The 18,224-nt window shown below is 30.6% G+C and carries 15 protein-coding genes; 12 read left to right on the forward strand and 3 right to left on the reverse strand.

Features of this window, described 5'->3' with window-relative positions; genetic code table 11:
• The first annotated feature begins 23 nt into the window (after positions 1 to 23).
• From NYE61_RS17885 to NYE61_RS17940, 12 genes are all read left to right on the forward strand, one after another.
• Entirely contained in the window at positions 24 to 1,316 is a 1,293-nt protein-coding gene (locus NYE61_RS17885; RefSeq protein WP_339316202.1) for a glycosyltransferase family 4 protein, read from the forward strand.
• Positions 1,291 to 2,610, forward strand: coding sequence for a nucleotide sugar dehydrogenase (locus NYE61_RS17890; protein ID WP_339316204.1), 1,320 nt, complete (start codon positions 1,291 to 1,293; stop codon positions 2,608 to 2,610). The genes NYE61_RS17885 and NYE61_RS17890 overlap by 26 nt, the downstream gene beginning before the upstream one ends.
• A 29-nt stretch (positions 2,611 to 2,639) precedes the next feature.
• On the forward strand, positions 2,640 to 3,749 hold the full coding sequence (locus NYE61_RS17895; RefSeq protein ID WP_339316206.1) for a glycosyltransferase family 4 protein: 1,110 nt from the start codon (positions 2,640 to 2,642) through the stop codon (positions 3,747 to 3,749).
• A gap of 197 nt (positions 3,750 to 3,946) precedes the next feature.
• Positions 3,947 to 5,137, forward strand: a complete 1,191-nt coding sequence (locus NYE61_RS17900; RefSeq protein WP_339316208.1) for a glycosyltransferase family 4 protein — start codon at positions 3,947 to 3,949, stop codon at positions 5,135 to 5,137.
• A gap of 440 nt (positions 5,138 to 5,577) precedes the next feature.
• A complete protein-coding gene (locus NYE61_RS17905) occupies positions 5,578 to 6,531 on the forward strand; it encodes a glycosyltransferase (protein ID WP_339316210.1) in 954 nt (317 codons plus the stop codon).
• A gap of 51 nt (positions 6,532 to 6,582) precedes the next feature.
• Positions 6,583 to 7,683, forward strand: a complete 1,101-nt coding sequence (locus NYE61_RS17910; protein WP_339316212.1) for a polysaccharide pyruvyl transferase family protein — start codon at positions 6,583 to 6,585, stop codon at positions 7,681 to 7,683.
• A 3-nt stretch (positions 7,684 to 7,686) separates the two neighbouring features.
• A complete protein-coding gene (locus tag NYE61_RS17915; RefSeq protein ID WP_339316214.1) occupies positions 7,687 to 9,159 on the forward strand; it encodes a lipid II flippase MurJ in 1,473 nt (490 codons plus the stop codon).
• A gap of 249 nt (positions 9,160 to 9,408) precedes the next feature.
• The gene (locus NYE61_RS17920) at positions 9,409 to 10,638 is read left to right on the forward strand and encodes a hypothetical protein (RefSeq protein ID WP_339316216.1); all 1,230 of its coding nucleotides are present in this window, start codon (positions 9,409 to 9,411) and stop codon (positions 10,636 to 10,638) included.
• Positions 10,639 to 11,197: 559 nt separating this feature from the next.
• Positions 11,198 to 11,995 carry an accessory Sec system protein Asp2 gene (locus tag NYE61_RS17925; RefSeq protein ID WP_339316218.1) on the forward strand — a complete coding sequence of 266 codons (798 nt, stop codon included), beginning with the start codon at positions 11,198 to 11,200 and terminating at the stop codon, positions 11,993 to 11,995.
• 271 nt (positions 11,996 to 12,266) lie between these two features.
• Positions 12,267 to 13,469, forward strand: coding sequence for a hypothetical protein (locus NYE61_RS17930; RefSeq protein WP_339316220.1), 1,203 nt, complete (start codon positions 12,267 to 12,269; stop codon positions 13,467 to 13,469).
• 44 nt (positions 13,470 to 13,513) lie between these two features.
• Positions 13,514 to 14,680, forward strand: coding sequence for a nucleotide sugar dehydrogenase (locus NYE61_RS17935; protein ID WP_339316222.1), 1,167 nt, complete (start codon positions 13,514 to 13,516; stop codon positions 14,678 to 14,680).
• Between the two features lie 120 nt (positions 14,681 to 14,800).
• Entirely contained in the window at positions 14,801 to 15,001 is a 201-nt protein-coding gene (locus tag NYE61_RS17940; protein ID WP_339316224.1) for a hypothetical protein, read from the forward strand.
• 125 nt (positions 15,002 to 15,126) lie between these two features.
• Here the strand turns inward: NYE61_RS17940 and NYE61_RS17945 are convergent, their stop codons facing one another.
• From NYE61_RS17945 to NYE61_RS17955, 3 genes are read right to left on the reverse strand one after another with little or no spacing between them, the layout of a single operon-like run.
• On the reverse strand, positions 15,127 to 15,492 hold the full coding sequence (locus NYE61_RS17945) for a YxeA family protein (RefSeq protein ID WP_339316226.1): 366 nt from the start codon (positions 15,490 to 15,492) through the stop codon (positions 15,127 to 15,129).
• Complete coding sequence (locus tag NYE61_RS17950; RefSeq protein WP_339316228.1) at positions 15,493 to 17,355, reverse strand: ABC transporter permease; 1,863 nt, start codon at positions 17,353 to 17,355, stop codon at positions 15,493 to 15,495.
• Positions 17,342 to 18,109, reverse strand: coding sequence for an ABC transporter ATP-binding protein (locus NYE61_RS17955; RefSeq protein ID WP_095308342.1), 768 nt, complete (start codon positions 18,107 to 18,109; stop codon positions 17,342 to 17,344). The genes NYE61_RS17950 and NYE61_RS17955 overlap by 14 nt, the downstream gene beginning before the upstream one ends.
• Between the last annotated feature and the right edge of the window lie 115 nt (positions 18,110 to 18,224).

Raw genomic sequence — 18,224 nt, forward strand, 5'->3', positions numbered from 1 at the left:
AGTATTAGTAAGGGGAGTAAAGCATGAAAAAAAATATTTGGATATGGAATCATTATGCTACAAATATGTATAAGGATCAGGCTGGTAGACATTATTGGTTTGCAGAGAATTTAATTAAAAAGGGATTTAATCCAACTATTTTTTGTGCGTCTACTATCCATAATTCAAAAGAAAGTATAGATACTGGTAATCAAAAGTATACTTTAGACACTGTTAATAGTATTCCTTTTGTTTTTGTGAAAACACCGAGCTATATGGGGAACGGGAAACAACGGATTAAAAATATGTTTGCTTTCTATAAAAATCTTTACCCTGTAGCAAAAAAATATGCTAATCAATATGGTAAACCTGATGTGATAATAGCTTCAAGTGTTCATCCGCTTACTTTGGTTGCAGGAATAAAGATAGCAAAAAAAATGGGAATTCCTTGCATATGTGAAGTGCGTGATTTATGGCCAGAAAGCCTAGTTGCGTATGGATCCTTGAAAAGAAGTAGTGCTATTGCAAAAATATTATATCAAGGCGAAAAATGGATTTATAAAAAAGCGGATTCTATAATTATGACATGGGAAGGCGGTAAAAAGTATATTATTGACCAAGGTTGGGACGATAAAATTGATGTAACAAAGGTTAATCATGTTAGTAATGGGGTAATTATCGATACATTTGACAAAAACAGTGAAGAATATAAGATAGTTGACTCAGATTTAGATAATAAAGAATATAAGAATATTGTATATGCTGGTTCAATCAGAAAAGTTAATAATCTTGGAATGTTGCTGGATGCTGCAAAAATAATTCAAAATCGAGGAAAGAAAGATATTAGATTTTTAATATATGGCTCTGGAGATGAAAGTGAAGCACTTAAAAAGCGTTGTTATGAGGAAAATATTAATAATGTAATATTTAAAGGTCGGGTTGAAAAAAAGTATGTTCCTTCAATCCTAAAAAAGTCTTACATAAATGTCCTTCACAATTCAAGTACTTCACTAGATAAATATGGTCAGAGCCAAAATAAATTTTTTGAATACCTGGCTGCTGGAAAATGTATTGTCCAGACTTATTCAACAGGTTATAGTATTTGTGAAAGAGCTGATTGCGGAGTTAGTGCTCCAGTTCAAAATGCAGAAGAAATTGCTGAAGCTATAATCGAAGTTTATAAGAATGAAAGTAAAAACCAACAAATGGGAAAAAATGCTCGTAAAGCTTCATATGAGTTTGACTTTATTAGATTAACAGAAAAACTGATTAAAATTGTTGAAAGTGTGAATGAGAGAAAGGAGCTAACAAATGAACTTGTACGAAAAAGTGGTTAAAAAAGAAGAGAAAATAGCAGTTATTGGGTTAGGTTATGTAGGTATGCCTATAGCAGTTGCTTTTGCTAGGAAAGTCAATGTTATTGGATTTGACTTAAATACTCACAAAATTGAGCAGTACATAAATGGTATAGATCCTACGAATGAAGTTGGTAATGAAGCTATAAAGGAAACAACAGTGGACTTTACTTCGGATGAGACTAAGCTAAAGGAAGCAAAATTCTACGTTGTTGCTGTTCCTACACCAATAAATGCGGATAAAACACCTAACTTAAGCCCTATAGAAAGGGTGAGTGCTACTATTGGCAGAAACCTCACTAAAGGGTCTATTGTAGTTTACGAGTCTACAGTTTATCCTGGGGTGACTGAGGATATCTGTATTCCTATTCTTGAGAAAGAATCGGGTTTGAAATGTGGAATAGATTTTAAAGTAGGTTATTCACCAGAACGTATTAACCCTGGGGATAAAGTGCATCGATTAGAGAATATTACAAAGATTGTTTCCGGAATGGATAATGAATCATTAGAAGAGATTGCAAAAGTTTATGAACTTGTTGTTGAGGTCGGAGTCCATCGTGCTAGTTCTATCAAAGTTGCTGAGGCTGCGAAGGTGGTTGAAAATAGCCAACGAGATATTAATATTGCATTTATGAATGAGCTTGCTATTGTTTTTGATCGTATGAACATAGATACTAAAGAAGTCATTGAGGCAATGAACACAAAGTGGAATTCTCTTAAATTTTATCCGGGATTAGTAGGAGGGCACTGTATCGGTGTTGATCCATACTATTTTATATATGAAGCAGAGAAGCTTGGTTATCATAGCCAAATTATTTTATCGGGAAGAAAGATTAATGATGGTATGGGGGAGTTTGTTGCTGAGGCAATTATCAAAAAACTAATATTAGCTAACAAGGTTGTTAAGCAATCAAAAGTTGCTATTCTGGGTATAACTTTTAAGGAAAATACTCCTGATACTAGAAATACAAAAGTTGTAGATATTATTGAGCGTTTAAAAGAATATGGAATTGAACCAATAATTGTAGATCCTGTAGCTGATAAAGTAGAAGCTAAGAATGAGTACGGAATAGAAATGGTTGATATTAATGATATTCAAGAAATTGATTGTTTAGTCTTAGCAACTGCTCATGATGAATTTAAGGAAATGAACTTAGACAAAATAGAATCTTTCTATGGTGATTTTGACAATAAAGAGAAGATATTAATTGATATTAAGAGTATCTTAGATAGAACACAAGTTGAAGAAAAGGGATTTAGCTATTGGAGATTATAAATTTCTTGGTTAAAGATTAGGAGCTTCTTATGAAAATACTGCACATAAATTCATATTTTAACGGTAGTAAATTTTATAAAAACTTATATGATAAACAAGTACAAAATGGATTAGATATTAGTGTTTATGTACCTGTTCCCTCAACAAATAATTTAAACGCAGGTGATTTAGGTGAATATACAATAGTTAGTGCTAACCACAACAAATTTGATAGATTTTTATTTCAAATAAAACATTATAAAATACTAAAAGATATTGTAAAAAAAATTGAAGTAGATAGGTTTTCGATATTACATGCTCACTCATTATTCTCTAATGGCAGTATTGCGTTAAAACTAAAACAAAAATACAATGTTCCTTACATAGTTGCTGTAAGAAATACAGATGTCAACTTCTTTTTTAAAAAAATGCCCCATTTAAGAAACTTAGGTATAAAAATTTTAAAAGAGGCTGATGGGATAGTATTACTATCAGAGTCCTACAAGAATTTGTTGAAAGAAAAATATATCCCTAACAATTTGAAAGATGAAATAGATAAAAAAATATCAATAGTACCTAACGGTATAAATAATTTTTGGTTCCAAAATATTGAAACCAAGGAAAGTATCCCTTTTAAAGATGATTTGAAATTATTACATGTTGGTGTAATAGATAAAAATAAAAATATAACTACAACAATAAAGGCAATAGAAATCTTACATAATAAAGGCTATAATGTTACCTTTACTCTAGTTGGTAGAATAAAAAATGAAAATGTTTATAGAAAGATAAAAGATTTACCGTACATAAATTATTTTCCGCCAAAACCTCAGGAAGAACTTATGCAAATATATAGAGAGAATGATATATTTGTTATGCCTTCAATAACGGAAACATTTGGACTGGTATATGCAGAAGCAATGAGTCAAGGACTACCTGTTATTTATTCTCAAGGACAGGGGTTTGATAGACAATTTGAGAATGGAACAGTTGGTGCATCTGTTCCATCTGATTCAGAAACGGATATAGCAAATCAAATACAAAACATTCTAGTTAACTATCATAAGATATCAGTTAACTGTACAATGAAAGTTGATAAGTTCCATTGGGGAAATATTGTAGAACAATATTCTCAACTATATTCAAAATTAATCAATTAAATTGAATATAGCTGGAATAATTGGATTAAAAAAGATGGTAAACAAATATACTTCAGAAAAGGTTATTATTGAAGATTAGTTTAAATTTGTTCAAGTTTACATCTCTAGGTGTTAATGTTATTTAAAGTATAGGTAATATAAAAATATTAAAAAACTTTGTCTTATAGGATATAACTACTAGATTGGAAAGTGGTAATATGAATGTATTATTAGTTACAACTTTATATCCCGGATATAAAGGACAGTCAAGAATAGAGGTATCTTATGCTTTACACCAGTTCGCGAAGGAATGGATATTCGCGGGTCATAATGTAAAAATAGTAAGATTATGGCCTAAGCTCCCTATTTTAATTGATAATAGAAAAGAAGCTAGAAGATATAGAAAAGATGAAACTGTTAATTTAGAAGGTGTGGATGTAAATATAGTAACAATAAAAAGATATCCTAAAATTGATTATCTTAAAAATCATAAAAATAATACCATCAGTAAAATAATGCATAATTTAGAAATAGGTTTTCAACCAGATATAATAGTTTGTCATATGATGAACCCCTCTTTATATATATCAAAAAAGCTAAAAGAAAAATGGAATGTCCCGCTCGTTCTTACTATGCATCAAACTGATATTAAACAATTAACTAATATGAGTAGTAGATATAATGAATATTTAACCTTAGAACCATTTATAGATAGATTAGGTTTTAGAAGCAATGCATTAATGAAACAGTACAATCAGTTGGATTTGCCGAATAAAGATAACTTTGTTATAAATTCAGGTATAGAAAAGAATCTGATAATGGAAGAGAAGAAATTGAAAAGCAAAATAAATTTTGGGGGAAATGTAATTTTTGTTGCTTCTAGTATGATCCCTAGAAAAAATATAGGTGCAATTATAAAAGCATTTGAAATGATTGCTCGTAAACAAGAGATATATTTAAAAATTGCAGGAGACGGTCCAGAAAAAGAAAAAATATTGAAAATGATAGATAACTCTAAAGTTAAGGGGAAAATTGAGTATTTAGGGTATATTACTAGAGATTCAGTATTAGATTATATGGAAAAAAGTAATATTTTTGTTTTGGTAAGTTCCTTGGAGACTTTTGGATTGGTCTATTTAGAGGCAATGGCTAAGGGTTGTATAACTATTGGATCTAAAGGAGAAGGTGTTGATGGAATTATTAAAGATGGTTTGAATGGCTATTTATGTGAACCTAGAAATATTGATGATCTAGTTCACACATTAAGCCGAGTTTTAAATTTAGACATAAACACTAGAACTCAAATAATAGAAAATGCAGTAAATACGGCAAGAATAATGACCCAAGAAAAAATTGCAAATGATTATCTAAATATCTTAAGAAATACAATTGAAGAACGTAAATTATAGGATGCTAGTCTAGATTAGACACAACCTTTTTAAATTTTTCGGTAATTGCCAACAACAATAAAAAGAGTGTGTGTTGTTTAATTAGGTAACAGATAGCTAATCAGGACTTTAAAAACATGATTGTTGATTTAAAATTTGGTAGTAGCTCTAGAGAAGATTATGTAATGATATAATTATTTAAGAGTTTTAATTAAGAGGGTTCTCTCCAATAAAAAGGACAGTCCAACCGCTATAACCAATAGATAAAAGATTAAACATCCTACGCAAGATAAAGTTGAATCTTAAAATAAGCTATACCTAAAATCAAAGAGTATCTTAATGAGCTAACTACAATTATTTAGAGCATTAATTTAATTGATAAATTAAAAGAAATTAAGTTATTAATTGTATAAAAAAACAAATACTAGTTAATAACAAATTCTCGTATTGAGGTTGATACTATGCACAACAGTTTAATATCAATAATTATACCAGTCTATAATGTAGAAGAATATTTGCAAGAATGCCTGGACTCTGTACTTCATCAAACATATAAAAATATAGAAATAATTGCTATAAATGACGGCAGTTCAGATAATAGCCTTGAAATATTAAAAACTTATGCATTAAAGAACGAAAATATTAAAATTATATCTCAGGAAAATTCAGGGCAATCGGTTGCAAGAAATAAAGGAATTAAAATAGCAACTGGAAAATATATTTATTTTTTAGATTCGGATGATTATATTTTGCCAGAAACATTTGAGCACTTAATTGGAACAATGGAGGAGAACAACTTAGATTTAATCCGATTTGTTGCGGAGCCTTTTGCAGATGGATTAGACATAAAATTAGATAAAAAACAATACAATTTTAATAATTTTATTAACCCGAACAAAATCTATAATAAAGAAGAGTTTTTGAAATTAAATCTCTTAACATATTCTGCTTCACCAGTATTATATATTGTGAAAAAAGATGTATTAACAAAAAAAAATATTTTATTTAAACCAGGGATTGTACATGAAGATGATTTATTTAATGTTGAGGTTTTCCTGAATTCTACTGTAACTATGTATGACCCAACATCATATTATAAACGTAGATATAGACCTAATTCAACTATGACTACAAAGTCAATCGAGGGTAGAAAGAAATCCTTTGATTCAAGATGTATTATCCTTGATGAATTAAATATTTTATTAGAACAGTATACTGATAAGCATGAGATTAATTTAATAAAGCAAAGGATTCGTGCTCTTACTGCTTCATTGATTTATAAGTATGACGATATAGATAAAAGTTACAAAAGAAAAAAGATAAAAGATCTTAAGAACCTCTCAAGTTATATATATTATTATTATATTTTTAGGAGAAGAATTGGTGTAATTGTAAGAACTGTACTCAAAAAATAAGATTATTTTGTTTTATGCTTTAAAGATGAATGGAATAAGGAGATATTATTTATGAAAAAGGTGATGGTTTATGCTTATACAAAATTTAATCTTGGAGATGACTTATTTTTAAAAATTTTATTTGAGAGATACCCCAATACAAATTTTGTTTTATTTACTCAAAAAAAGTATAGGGCGATTTTTAAACACAATAATGTAAAGATCCTTTCTTCTGACAACCTAATTTTAAGAGGGTTTAATTATATTTCGCGAAGAATTAATAAAAACTATACAATTAATAAAATTATTTCTAAATCATGTGACGCTTCTGTTTATATAGGGGGATCAATTTTTCAGCAGCGAGATAATTGGAAGGTTCAGATTAATAATCGTAAAAATTTATTAAATGAAAATCAGCCTTTTTATGTTCTAGGAGCTAACTTTGGTCCATTTAATAATGAAAATTATTATTTAGAATATAAAAAGTTAATTTCTAAATATGAAGACATTTGTTTTAGAGATACTTACTCATATAAACTATTTAAGGATTTAAATAATGTAAGAATGGGAGATGATATAGTATTCTCTCTCAATAAAAATAAAACATATAGAAATGATAAAAATATAGTTATTTCAGTTATTAAACCATCTTATAGACCATATTTATCGGAATATGATGACCTATATTATAAAAAAATCAAGGATACCTCTATCGAATTTATAAAAAAAGGATACAAGATAACACTTATGTCCTTTTGTAAACATGAAGGCGATGAAGAAGCAATAGGAGAAATTCTTAAAACTATTCCCCAGAAATACAGTCATTATATTGAACCATATAACTATAGAGGAAATATAGAACAATCTCTTGATGTAATATCTAGTTCAAGTTTAGTAATTGGAACTAGATTTCACGCCATGATTTTAGGATGGCTTTTCAATAAACCAGTTGTTCCTATAGTTTATAGTGAAAAAATGACAAATGTCATGAAAGACGTTGGTTTTAGTGGATTATATACAGATTTTAATAGTATAGATCAATTAGATCCCGTCGATATTGTGAAAAGTATGGAAACTAATTTTGTTGATATAACTGTACAAATCGAAAACTCCGAGAAACATTTTAAAGAGTTAGATAAGTTATTACTAGATATGTCCCTAGAAAGTGTGTAGATTTTGAATAATAATACAAAGGTGCTTAAACAATTAAATACTATGGTTTTATTGACAATTATTATACAAGCATTTATTTTAGTGAAAAGCGCCATAGTTGCATCTTATTTCGGTGTTAGTGCTGAACTAGATGCTTTTAATCTTGCCAATAGGATTTCAACATTTATATATAGTTTTATTGGAGCCGGTATATCTACAGTTATTATCCCGTATTTAAGAGATAAAATTAATAAGAATGGCATTAACATATTTATAAGTGTTATTTATTCAGCTGGGTTTTTATTATTAATCTTAATGGTAATATTTGGGGAGGAACTGATCATTATTGCTGGTGGCTCAAATAATAACCATTTTATAGAGCTTGCTGCCAATATCTTAATATTTACTGCTCTGACAGGTTTTATAAACTCACTGATACAACTAGCTAAGGGAGTATTAGAGTTTAATGACAAGTTTAATATACAAAAATTACTGGTACTTATTACTAATATTATACTAGTAATGATGTTATTAGTAGGCGATAACAATATATATTACTATACTATTGTTGGTTTATTCACAGCTATCTTAAATTTAGTTTTTCACGGTTTTATCTTAAAGAAAACTAGTTTCAGATATAGTATTAATTATGATTTGGGAAATCAGAGCTTTAAAGAAATGATGACACTTTTTTTCCCTACAATGTTAAGTACGGGAGTTTATCAAATTTCATTGTTAATAGATACTTTAATTGCTGCGAGATTACCTATAGGTAGTATCTCTATTCTGAATTACGCTAATACAGTAATAAGTATGATTAATCTCTTATTGCTTGGAAATATAACTTCTTTTATTTATCCAAAATTAGTTAAGAAAAATAATAATCAGGAACGACAAGCTAGTCTCATTGATTATATATTGTTAGTGAATGTTTTAATGTGTCTTTTAATATTATTGTTTTATTCAGGTGGTCGAGAGGGGATTAGTATATTATTTGAAAGAGGAGAATTTACTAGTGAGAATACAACAATTATATTCATAATAGCATTAATATTAACACTTTCACTACCAACTAATGCAATTAGGGATTTGCTATATAGATATTTTTATATGAATAAAGATACATTCACTCCTTTTACTAATAGTATAATGATAAGTATAATTAATATTGTAATAAGTGTAATACTTTCAATATATATTGGTTTACATGGTGTAGTGATAGGAACTGTTTTAGCTTCATACTTCAGCCTGTTTTTTATTTGTATCAGATTCAAGAAGAAATTTCAAATTTATTTCAATAAGAGAACATTTTTAGTTGAAAATGGTAAAATTATTGTTATAACTGGATTATCTGTAATAGCTTCAATGATATTTAAGAACCTTACCAATATAGAAAATACTTTAACAGGACTAATTACAGACACAGTATTTTCATTAATAATATTTATTGTGTTATTAAAACTTTTTAAAAGTAAAGTTTTTAAAATAAAATTATAACATAATTATTAATTGGTTAGATTTTAGTGACTAAACAGATATTCTAACATAAATTAATTTTAAATAAACTTCTGCAGTTAAGATTTCCTTCCTGGTGGAAGATAAAAGAGTTTATTATTTTTAACTCACCTTTGAATGTAATCTCAATCAAAAAAAGTGGGTATTTGATAAGAACAAATTTGAAGAAATTACAGAAGAAAAAAATACATGAGATTAATATTTCTTATTAATAATTTAGGAGTCATCGTAATGTTAAAGACTGGGCGTATAAATATAAGTAGAAGTACGTTTTATATAATCTTATTTTCAATTGTTTTTTCAGCTGGATTAATGAATTCTATAGACTTTATCAATTTAATCGGTTTGAATGAATTGAATACTGTTGTTAGAATTGTTTTTTACTTGCTTTTAGTTTCATTATTTTTTCTATTATTAATTAAAAATATATTAATTAGAAAAACCATTCTACCTGAAACATTTCCATATTGGATTATGTTACTTTTTGCAGTGTTATTTAATTTTTTTATTTTGTTTATACAAAAACCTTCTGGGCTATTACCAGGTGGAGCATATTTTTTTGAATTATTTCATTTCATATCTATTCTTTCTATAATGATTATACTTGCAAGTGTCATTGAAACCCTTAATGGCATTAAAGTCGCTATATGGGGTTTGGGTTTAGGTGCGGCTTTTTCCGCATTAATACCATTTTTATTTCCAGAAATGATAGGATCCAGGGAGGCAGAATTCCAAGGTCATTATTTTATTGGAGGATTCTGGAATTCAGCAGTAATCTCTTATATCTCTGTTGGTTGGTTGATGGTATCTTTGTCATCGGTAGAAAAGTCTAAGGTAAAAAGATTATTTTTAATTAGCTTATTTTTAATTATGGCATTTGGAGGACTAGCTGGACTTTCTAGAGCTACATTACTTTCTGTAATTGTTTCGGTATGTGTGTATTTGGTTTTTGCTAAAAAGATAAAAAAATACATAAAAGTAATTATATCTGGATTAATAATCATTTTGCTGGTACTAACTCTGTTTCCTGACTTGGTCTTAAACTTCAGTGAAAGATTAGAGGGAGGTATAGAAATTGAGGATGAATCAAGAACTAAAATTTGGATAGATTATCTTGAAGATCTACCTAGTTATTTTCTATTTGGAGCATTAGATGGGGATTACACGAAATATTCTATTTTTGGGATGGGCCCCCATTCTACTATATTAAATTGGTTGTCTCAGTATGGAATTTTAGGATTATTGGGGTTTGTTATACTTATTATTGGGTTCGTAAGTTCTATAAAAAACATCAAAAAGCTATTTCCTGTAGAAACTACTGCAGCTTTATATGCATGGTTAGCAGCATATTTATCAGTCGCTTTAATAAATGAAACAGGATTTAAACAATTAACAGTTTTTACTGCATTTGGTATTATTTTAGCGTGGGGAAACGTTAGTAAGAAAAGTATTAAAAAATAAATAATAATATAAAAAACAAATTTGGAAGTGTGAAATTTAAAATTACTATTACAAGAACTGTCTATTTCGGGATATCTAACGCCGTTCTTGCTAGTATAACAAAGTAACAGTATTGAACAATCTGAAAAGTAGTTTTGCTTTTAAAAAACTGTTTAACTTGAAATAATATATCTAATCTCTTATCTGACTGTTTCGATTTGCATTTAACATATTTTCTAAAGGTATGATTGTAAATACTTAAATGCCATTCAAGCTAATTTAATTTATTAATTACTTTTCCTGCTAGAGCTCAAATACTCTCATAATGAGTTTGAATTTTATAATAAAATATTTCTAATCAACTGTATCCTAAAGGTTGATCACTTTTTTCGCGAGTTTATGTGTAAACGAATAATTATTAAAAACGATACTTTGTTTATACAATTTAATTTTCTGATAAAGTTGTTTGCATTAGCAATTAGATACATTAAAAAAATAAAATAACATTGCTATGATTTAGATTGGTCTATATTAAGCTATATTGATAATTCCAATAAGATTATATGGAGTGTGCATTTCAATGATGCAAAATATAAAAAAAGCACTAAAATTGTCTAAGTCCTTTTTAAGTAAGCAATATATGAAAGGTGTTTTAAATTCCGAAAAGGAATTTAAAATTAAAGAGGATCCAGGTAGAATTAAATACCTTCTTCAATCAAATAAGAAAAGTGACAAATTATTAATTGTTTTTTCAGGATTTCCCATTAAAGGAAAACCTCCAGTTTATAATTATGTATTGACATTTAGAGGTTTAGAATGTAACAAATTATTTATTTTAGATGATTTTGGGGATGATTATAGGGGTACATACTATTTAGGAACAAATGAAAATTGGTTTCTAACTAATGAAATAACTAATTTAATTTCATCAATTAAAACTCAATTAAGTATAAAAAATGAAAACATAACTCTGACAGGAAGCAGTAAAGGTGGGTTCGCTGCTCTATATTACGCTTTTAAAGATAATTATGGGAGTGTAATTGCAGCTGAACCCCAAATTAGGGTAGGAGATTACTTATCTGCGACAAAACATTTAGGTGTATTTAAAAATATTATGGGGGAACACTCTAAGGGAAAAAAAGAGAAGCTAAACGAAGTTATTTTTGATATTACAAAACAAAAAAATCTAAGTCCTAGTAATGTAATAATACTTTGTGGAAAAAATAACGATTATTATTTAAAAAATCATGTGTCACACTTTATATCCCATTTAGATAAAAAGAGTATTCAATATGAACTAATTTTAGGAGATTTTAGTGATCATTCTCAAGTCAGTAAACACTATCCAAAATTGGTTTATAATCATTATAATGATTAATAAATCGAGTTGTTAAAGTGTGAAATTAAAATCTACGACGAATATCCATCAAATTATATTAACACTCAAATTCATTCTTATGGAAGTATTTAGAATGTTTTTACGAAAGGTTGTTGCTATATGATGTCTTAACTTACAAATTTTCAAACATCGCTTCCTTCATCATGGCAGTAAAATTAAGAATGCTCTAACTTGAGAATAGACGAGTTTCTTTCTCGAAAAGAGTCAAAACAACTCCACCATTATAAGGATGAAGTGAGGAAGTGAAACCATGAAAAAATTAATATTATTATTTTCTATTTCTATATTATTATTTTATTTATTTTTAAAAAATGACTCTGAAGAAATAATTGATATAGAATTATATAACGAACTATATAAACTACAACCTAACTGGTCGATCCAGAAATTCCCTTTGCAAGACTCGAATTATAATGCAGCTGAATATGCCTGGGGATGGAGTAACGTGGCGAATTCTTTGGTAGATATGTACAGGGTCACAGAGAATGAAAAATACTTAGAAATTCTAGTCGAACAGATTAACTATATCTTTTCCCAGACAGATCAGAAACTTGGTATTGAAAGTTTCACGGGGACTGGTTTAAATTTGCCCGCATGGTCAGATGGGGGATACTATACTGACGGGCAATTTAATTATGTCTATCCGGTTCATACAGGGATGATAACATTACCTATTTTAAGGCTTGTCGATACTATTTATACATATGAACTGAATGAGTATGAAGAAATAGCAGATAAATTTTTAGTAGCATCCGGTGAAGCACTTGCCATTCATAATCAGGTTAATATGTGGGTAGATTTTTCTGATACAGAAGGTTTTTATCTTGGACATCCTTATGGAGATGGCTATGTATCAGAAGCAAATAAAATAGGAATACCGAATAGAATCAGTGTTTATTTAGCAGCTACTGGTTTATATGATAAGCTAACTGATGGAAATATTTACAGTGAACGAATCGAGAAAAGTTTAAATTACTTTAAGAATTCTTTGTTCAAATACGACGAGAAATTTGATTCGTATTATTGGAGTTACTGGGAGGAACAAAATATCCAAAAACCTTGGGAGGATATCAATCATGCTATGATCACTGTTTACGGAATTTTTATATTGCATGAAGAGGCGGGGTATTCAGTGTTTTCGGAAAGTGACTTTGAAAAGATTGCAAATAATGTTTATAAAATTATAGATGATAAAAATTCACCAATACAAATGAGAAAGCACATTCATAAGAGAGACGAAGAAGAAAAGACATACTATATTCCAGAAGAAAATCCATATTATTATGACGTTTTAAGATGGAGCTTTTTAGGAGTATATGATGAAAGTATATTGAGTACGTTAGAACATGTATATAAAAAAACCAATGTTGAAGAAATGAATCCACAAACAAGATTAAGCAGTATCGCTTCTTACCTGTATGCTAAAGAGAAAACAAATGATATTAGTTGGTAATATACCGATACCGTCTTAATTTAAAATTTGGAGAGTGAGTATTAATGAAAATAACAGTAGCAGGAACCGGATATGTCGGCCTATCCAACGCAGTTCTTCTAGCGCAACACAACGAAGTAACTGCTCTAGATATAATCCAAGAAAAAGTAGACATGATCAACAACAAGAAATCACCAATTGTAGATGAAGAAATCCAAACATTCCTAGAAACAAAGGAACTAAATTTAACAGCTACTACAGACTCAACAGCAGCTTTTAAAGATGCTGAATATGTTATCATTTCAACACCAACAAACTATGATCCGGAGAAGAATTACTTTGATACAAGCTCAGTTGAATCAGTAATCGAAACGGCTATCAATGTTAATCCTGATGCTGTCATGATTATCAAATCAACAATACCAGTAGGATATACAAATATAGTACGTGATAAATTTAAGACTAACAACATCATTTTCTCTCCAGAGTTTTTAAGAGAAGGAAGAGCACTATATGATAATTTATATCCATCTCGAATTATTGTTGGAGAGCAATCAGAACGTGCGAAGAAGTTTGCTGATCTTTTAGCGGAAGGTGCGATTAAGGAAGATATCCCGGTATTATTCACGGATTCCACGGAAGCTGAAGCAATTAAATTATTTGCAAATACTTACTTAGCAATGCGTGTTTCATTTTTTAATGAGCTTGATACATATGCAGAAGTAAAAGGCCTAGATGGCAAGCAAATCATTGAAGGTATTGGACTAGATCCTCGAATTGGAGAACACTACAACAATCCATCCTTTGGCTATGGTGGATATTGCTTACCGAAGGATACGAAGCAGTTACTTGCAAACTTTGAAGATGTTCCGAATAACATTATTCAGGCAATTGTTGATGCTAATGATACGAGAAAAGACCATATTGCTGATATGATTACAAAACGTAATCCAAAGGTTGTTGGTATTTATCGTCTAACAATGAAGACAGGTTCGGATAACTTTAGACAGTCAGCTATTCAAGGCGTTATTAATCGAATAAAGAATCAAGGTGTAGAAGTGGTTATCTATGAACCAGTACTTGATGCTGAGGAATTTGATAACTCTCGTGTGATTAAGAATTTTGCAGCGTTTAAACAGGAAGCAGATGTAATTGTTGCCAACCGGTTGTCTGATGAGTTGAAAGATGTAAAAGAGAAAGTTTATACGCGAGACGTGTTTAGTAGGGATTAATTCGTTAAGTAAAACAAGCTCTTATGTCTTGAATACCACATAGTGAATACGAATTTCATATTACTAGAATAGCTCCAATGCATATTGGGGCTATTTAATTATACGGGAGGAGATCTATACATGGCTTGGCAAGCAAATTATACAAAATGGCAAGCGTTCACCGAATTAGATAAGGAGTTAGAATTACAATTAAAGAAAATTGAAAGTGATGAGAAACAATTAGAAGATTGTTTCTATAAAAATCTAGAGTTTGGTACCGGCGGAATGCGCGGCGAGCTTGGACCAGGTACTGAATTAGAACCATCTTCATGGATAAATTGAGCCAGTATTGACGGAGAGAAAACAACTTCGCTATAGCTGACTCTTTCCATGAAGGTGGTTTTACTTCACTTTACTTCCAGAAAGTAGAGCAGGCTTATATAACTCCTTTTCCTACCGCCGGGTATTTATTGCTCTAATTCTTCTTGGACGGATTCTGGAACCTCCTCCCAAGACACTTCATCATAAGATGTAACTTCATTTTCTTGTTTAACATACAATTTCAAGTACGCACCTTGTTTTAATTCTTTTTGTGCAGAAAACTCTACATTCAACACGTTACCATCTTCATGATATGCGGGAAGTTCATACCAATAGGTTGTCATAATTTCTCCCGAGTCAAGCTGAGACTCATCTGTATAAGAAGGGACTCCAACCTGCACATATACATTTTCTTTTCCAAAGCGATTAAAATCAACCGTGGCCAGTATCACTACTGCAGCCACCAATAGAATAGAAACTATACCAATCGTTATACCAATTATTTTTTTCATTTAATTTCCCTCCTGAATTGTATTAAAAATGGTCTTATGAAACCCTCGTATGGTGATAAAATAATAAATAATATAAATGAACACATACGCCAACATCCAAATTGTGATTGGTACCCATAGTTCCATTTGGAAAAGGCTAGAAAATGCAATCAAAGCGACTGTACCATGCAGTAATCCAAGGATGAGCGGTGCTATAAATATGAATCCTACTTGGTAACGAATGGTACGCTTTATCTCTTTTTCAGGCACACCAATCTTATATAATATGGAATACTTATCCTTATCATCTTCAGCCTCTGTCATCATTTTAAAGAAAATAATACTGCCAGTGGCAACAAGAAAAACGAGACCTAAGAAACTACCAACAAATAACATGATTCCTGATCCTTCTAAAGAATCTTGAAAATCTTGCGCTGCGCTGGAGAAGTCTACTGTTGATGACTTCGCTTCTAATTCCTGGGACAAGTCTAAGTGCTCTTTATAATTTTCTACTTGCACTGCTTGATAAGTCGATTCTTCAGCATTCAAATCATTGTAAGCTTTATCATGAGCAACAATTACCGTACCAGGCACTGTAGAAATATTGAAGATAGATTCTCCATAAATTTGTACAACTTCATAATCTACTTTATTAAAAGAAACTTCCTTTACATCTTCCGTCCATTGTTCATCATAAAAAGGTTCTATCAAGGCAACTTCGTCCTCGGTTATGTTTAAGGAATCAATATCCCATTCAAGCGCTTCGGCCAACTGCTCAAATGCAGAATGGTCAATAACTGTATACGCTTTTTCCATTTGTTCACTGTTCATACGAATATTCTTGGTGTCTACATGAATCGATTCTTTTACAATAGAATCATCGATAGCTTCTTCTTGCCCTTCCCACATAAAGGAGAATGGTGTATATTGTTCTACGTTTTCCTCCGTGTCATAATACAATCCAAACACTGCACCACCCGCTGTAATCGTTGTTGCACTTAACGTAGCTATAATGGTTAATGTCTTTGCATTTCCACGAATTCGATACAACAATTGGGAAGCAGTCATTAAATTGAGACCTTTCCATGCCCAGAACTTCCTTTTTTTCAACATTTGAAGTACGAAAACCAACACACTGTTAAATATGAGATACGTACCCAACACGGTTAAGGCAATGATTACAATTGGCATTGCTAGGCCTAAGAGCCGCCACGCTTCCGAAGTTAAATCTTGTAATGCTAACCAATAAGCGCCCGCCAATGTAGCTAGTCCAAGAATGACTGAAATAACCCTAGCTTTTGGCAATTCTTCTCCTTTTTTCGATGCATGAAATAAATCAATCAATTTAAATCGATAAATGACTCGATAACCTTGCAACGATGTAAAGAGGAATATAATCAAGAATACGATAATTGTTTCGATAACAGCATTTGGTGAGAATGCTAGACCAATCCCGATATTCAATCCCATTAACTTTAAAAGAAGAGAGAGTAGTAGTTGAGATAGGAAGAAACCTGACACTACTCCAACGATTAAGGAAACCATCCCTATTACCATATTTTCAAAGAACAATAGAAAACCAATCTTTTGTTTTCGTACACCCATTAAAGCGTATAATGCTACTTCCTTCTTTCTTTTCCTCATAAAAAAAGAATTTGAATACAGAATAAAGATTGCAACAAAAATGATAAGCACAAACGCGGAAGCACTCATTATACCGCTGATTTGTTTTGACTGTTCTGCCAACCCACTAATATCACCACTATGTTTTAACGTTGCAAACGTAAAAAATATAATGATGGAAAAAATAGTTGAGCCAATATAAAGTCCATAACTTTTCATGTTTCGACGGATATTCTTCAGTGCTAAATTAAACAATGTCATGCCCGTCACCATCCAGTTGTGCTAATTTCTCTAAAATCATTTGGTAAAACTCTTTTCGTGAGTGTGTACCACGAATCATTTCTCTGGATAAACGTCCATCACTGATAAATAGTATTCTTCTGCAAAAGCTTGCTGCAAATGCATCATGCGTCACCATCATGATGGTTGCTTCCTGATCTTCATTTAATGAACTCAAGGCTTTTAATAAATCCGTTGCTGACTTGGAATCAAGTGCCCCAGTAGGCTCATCTGCAAAAATCAATTTTGGGTTAGAAACGAGCGCTCGGCAAGATGCAGTGCGTTGTTTCTGGCCACCGGAAATTTGATAGGGATATTTATCGAGTATTGCTTCAATCCCGAATGCTTTTGCCATTGAATCTACTTTTACATCAATTTCTTTTATAGAATTTTTTGCAATTGCAAGCGGTAATACGATATTCTCACGTACCGTTAAAGAATCTAGTAGGTTGTAATCTTGAAATATAAATCCGAGATGGTCCCTGCGAAAATCAGCAAGCTGATCCCCTTTCATTTTTGCGATATTATCATTTTCTATATAAATATCACCTTTAGAAGGGGTATCAATTGTCGCTAATACATGAAGTAATGTTGACTTTCCAGCACCGGATGGTCCCATGATTCCTACAAATTCACCATGATCTATCGTAAAGGAAATGTCCTCCAGCGCTTTAAACGTATTCGCTCCTTTTCCAAAGACTTTCTCAACACTTTTCACCTGTAATAAGGATTCCATTATTCCTCCACCTCTTTCGTATGTTGTCTTTACTATATCCCTCCATCCTTAAACTACAATCACATGAACCTTACAAAAACCTTAAATACGTTTTTTCCTCACAAATTCCTGTTAA

It is taken from the genome of Oceanobacillus sp. FSL W7-1304 (assembly GCF_037969805.1).
GTDB classification, from domain to species: Bacteria; Bacillota; Bacilli; order Bacillales; family Amphibacillaceae; genus Oceanobacillus; species Oceanobacillus profundus.

What these genes read in the sequence shown, in the direction of transcription:
- NYE61_RS17950 (WP_339316228.1), bottom strand. Translation starts at nt 17,355, where the DNA reads ATGACATTGTTTAATTTAGCACTGAAGAATATCCGTCGAAACATGAAA.
- NYE61_RS17920 (WP_339316216.1), top strand. Translation starts at nt 9,409, where the DNA reads ATGTTAAAGACTGGGCGTATAAATATAAGTAGAAGTACGTTTTATATA.
- NYE61_RS17935 (WP_339316222.1), top strand. Translation starts at nt 13,514, where the DNA reads ATGAAAATAACAGTAGCAGGAACCGGATATGTCGGCCTATCCAACGCA.
- NYE61_RS17930 (WP_339316220.1), top strand. Translation starts at nt 12,267, where the DNA reads ATGAAAAAATTAATATTATTATTTTCTATTTCTATATTATTATTTTAT.
- NYE61_RS17945 (WP_339316226.1), bottom strand. Translation starts at nt 15,492, where the DNA reads ATGAAAAAAATAATTGGTATAACGATTGGTATAGTTTCTATTCTATTG.
- NYE61_RS17955 (WP_095308342.1), bottom strand. Translation starts at nt 18,109, where the DNA reads ATGGAATCCTTATTACAGGTGAAAAGTGTTGAGAAAGTCTTTGGAAAA.
- NYE61_RS17885 (WP_339316202.1), top strand. Translation starts at nt 24, where the DNA reads ATGAAAAAAAATATTTGGATATGGAATCATTATGCTACAAATATGTAT.
- NYE61_RS17890 (WP_339316204.1), top strand. Translation starts at nt 1,291, where the DNA reads ATGAACTTGTACGAAAAAGTGGTTAAAAAAGAAGAGAAAATAGCAGTT.
- NYE61_RS17925 (WP_339316218.1), top strand. Translation starts at nt 11,198, where the DNA reads ATGATGCAAAATATAAAAAAAGCACTAAAATTGTCTAAGTCCTTTTTA.
- NYE61_RS17900 (WP_339316208.1), top strand. Translation starts at nt 3,947, where the DNA reads ATGAATGTATTATTAGTTACAACTTTATATCCCGGATATAAAGGACAG.
- NYE61_RS17940 (WP_339316224.1), top strand. Translation starts at nt 14,801, where the DNA reads ATGGCTTGGCAAGCAAATTATACAAAATGGCAAGCGTTCACCGAATTA.
- NYE61_RS17905 (WP_339316210.1), top strand. Translation starts at nt 5,578, where the DNA reads ATGCACAACAGTTTAATATCAATAATTATACCAGTCTATAATGTAGAA.
- NYE61_RS17895 (WP_339316206.1), top strand. Translation starts at nt 2,640, where the DNA reads ATGAAAATACTGCACATAAATTCATATTTTAACGGTAGTAAATTTTAT.
- NYE61_RS17910 (WP_339316212.1), top strand. Translation starts at nt 6,583, where the DNA reads ATGAAAAAGGTGATGGTTTATGCTTATACAAAATTTAATCTTGGAGAT.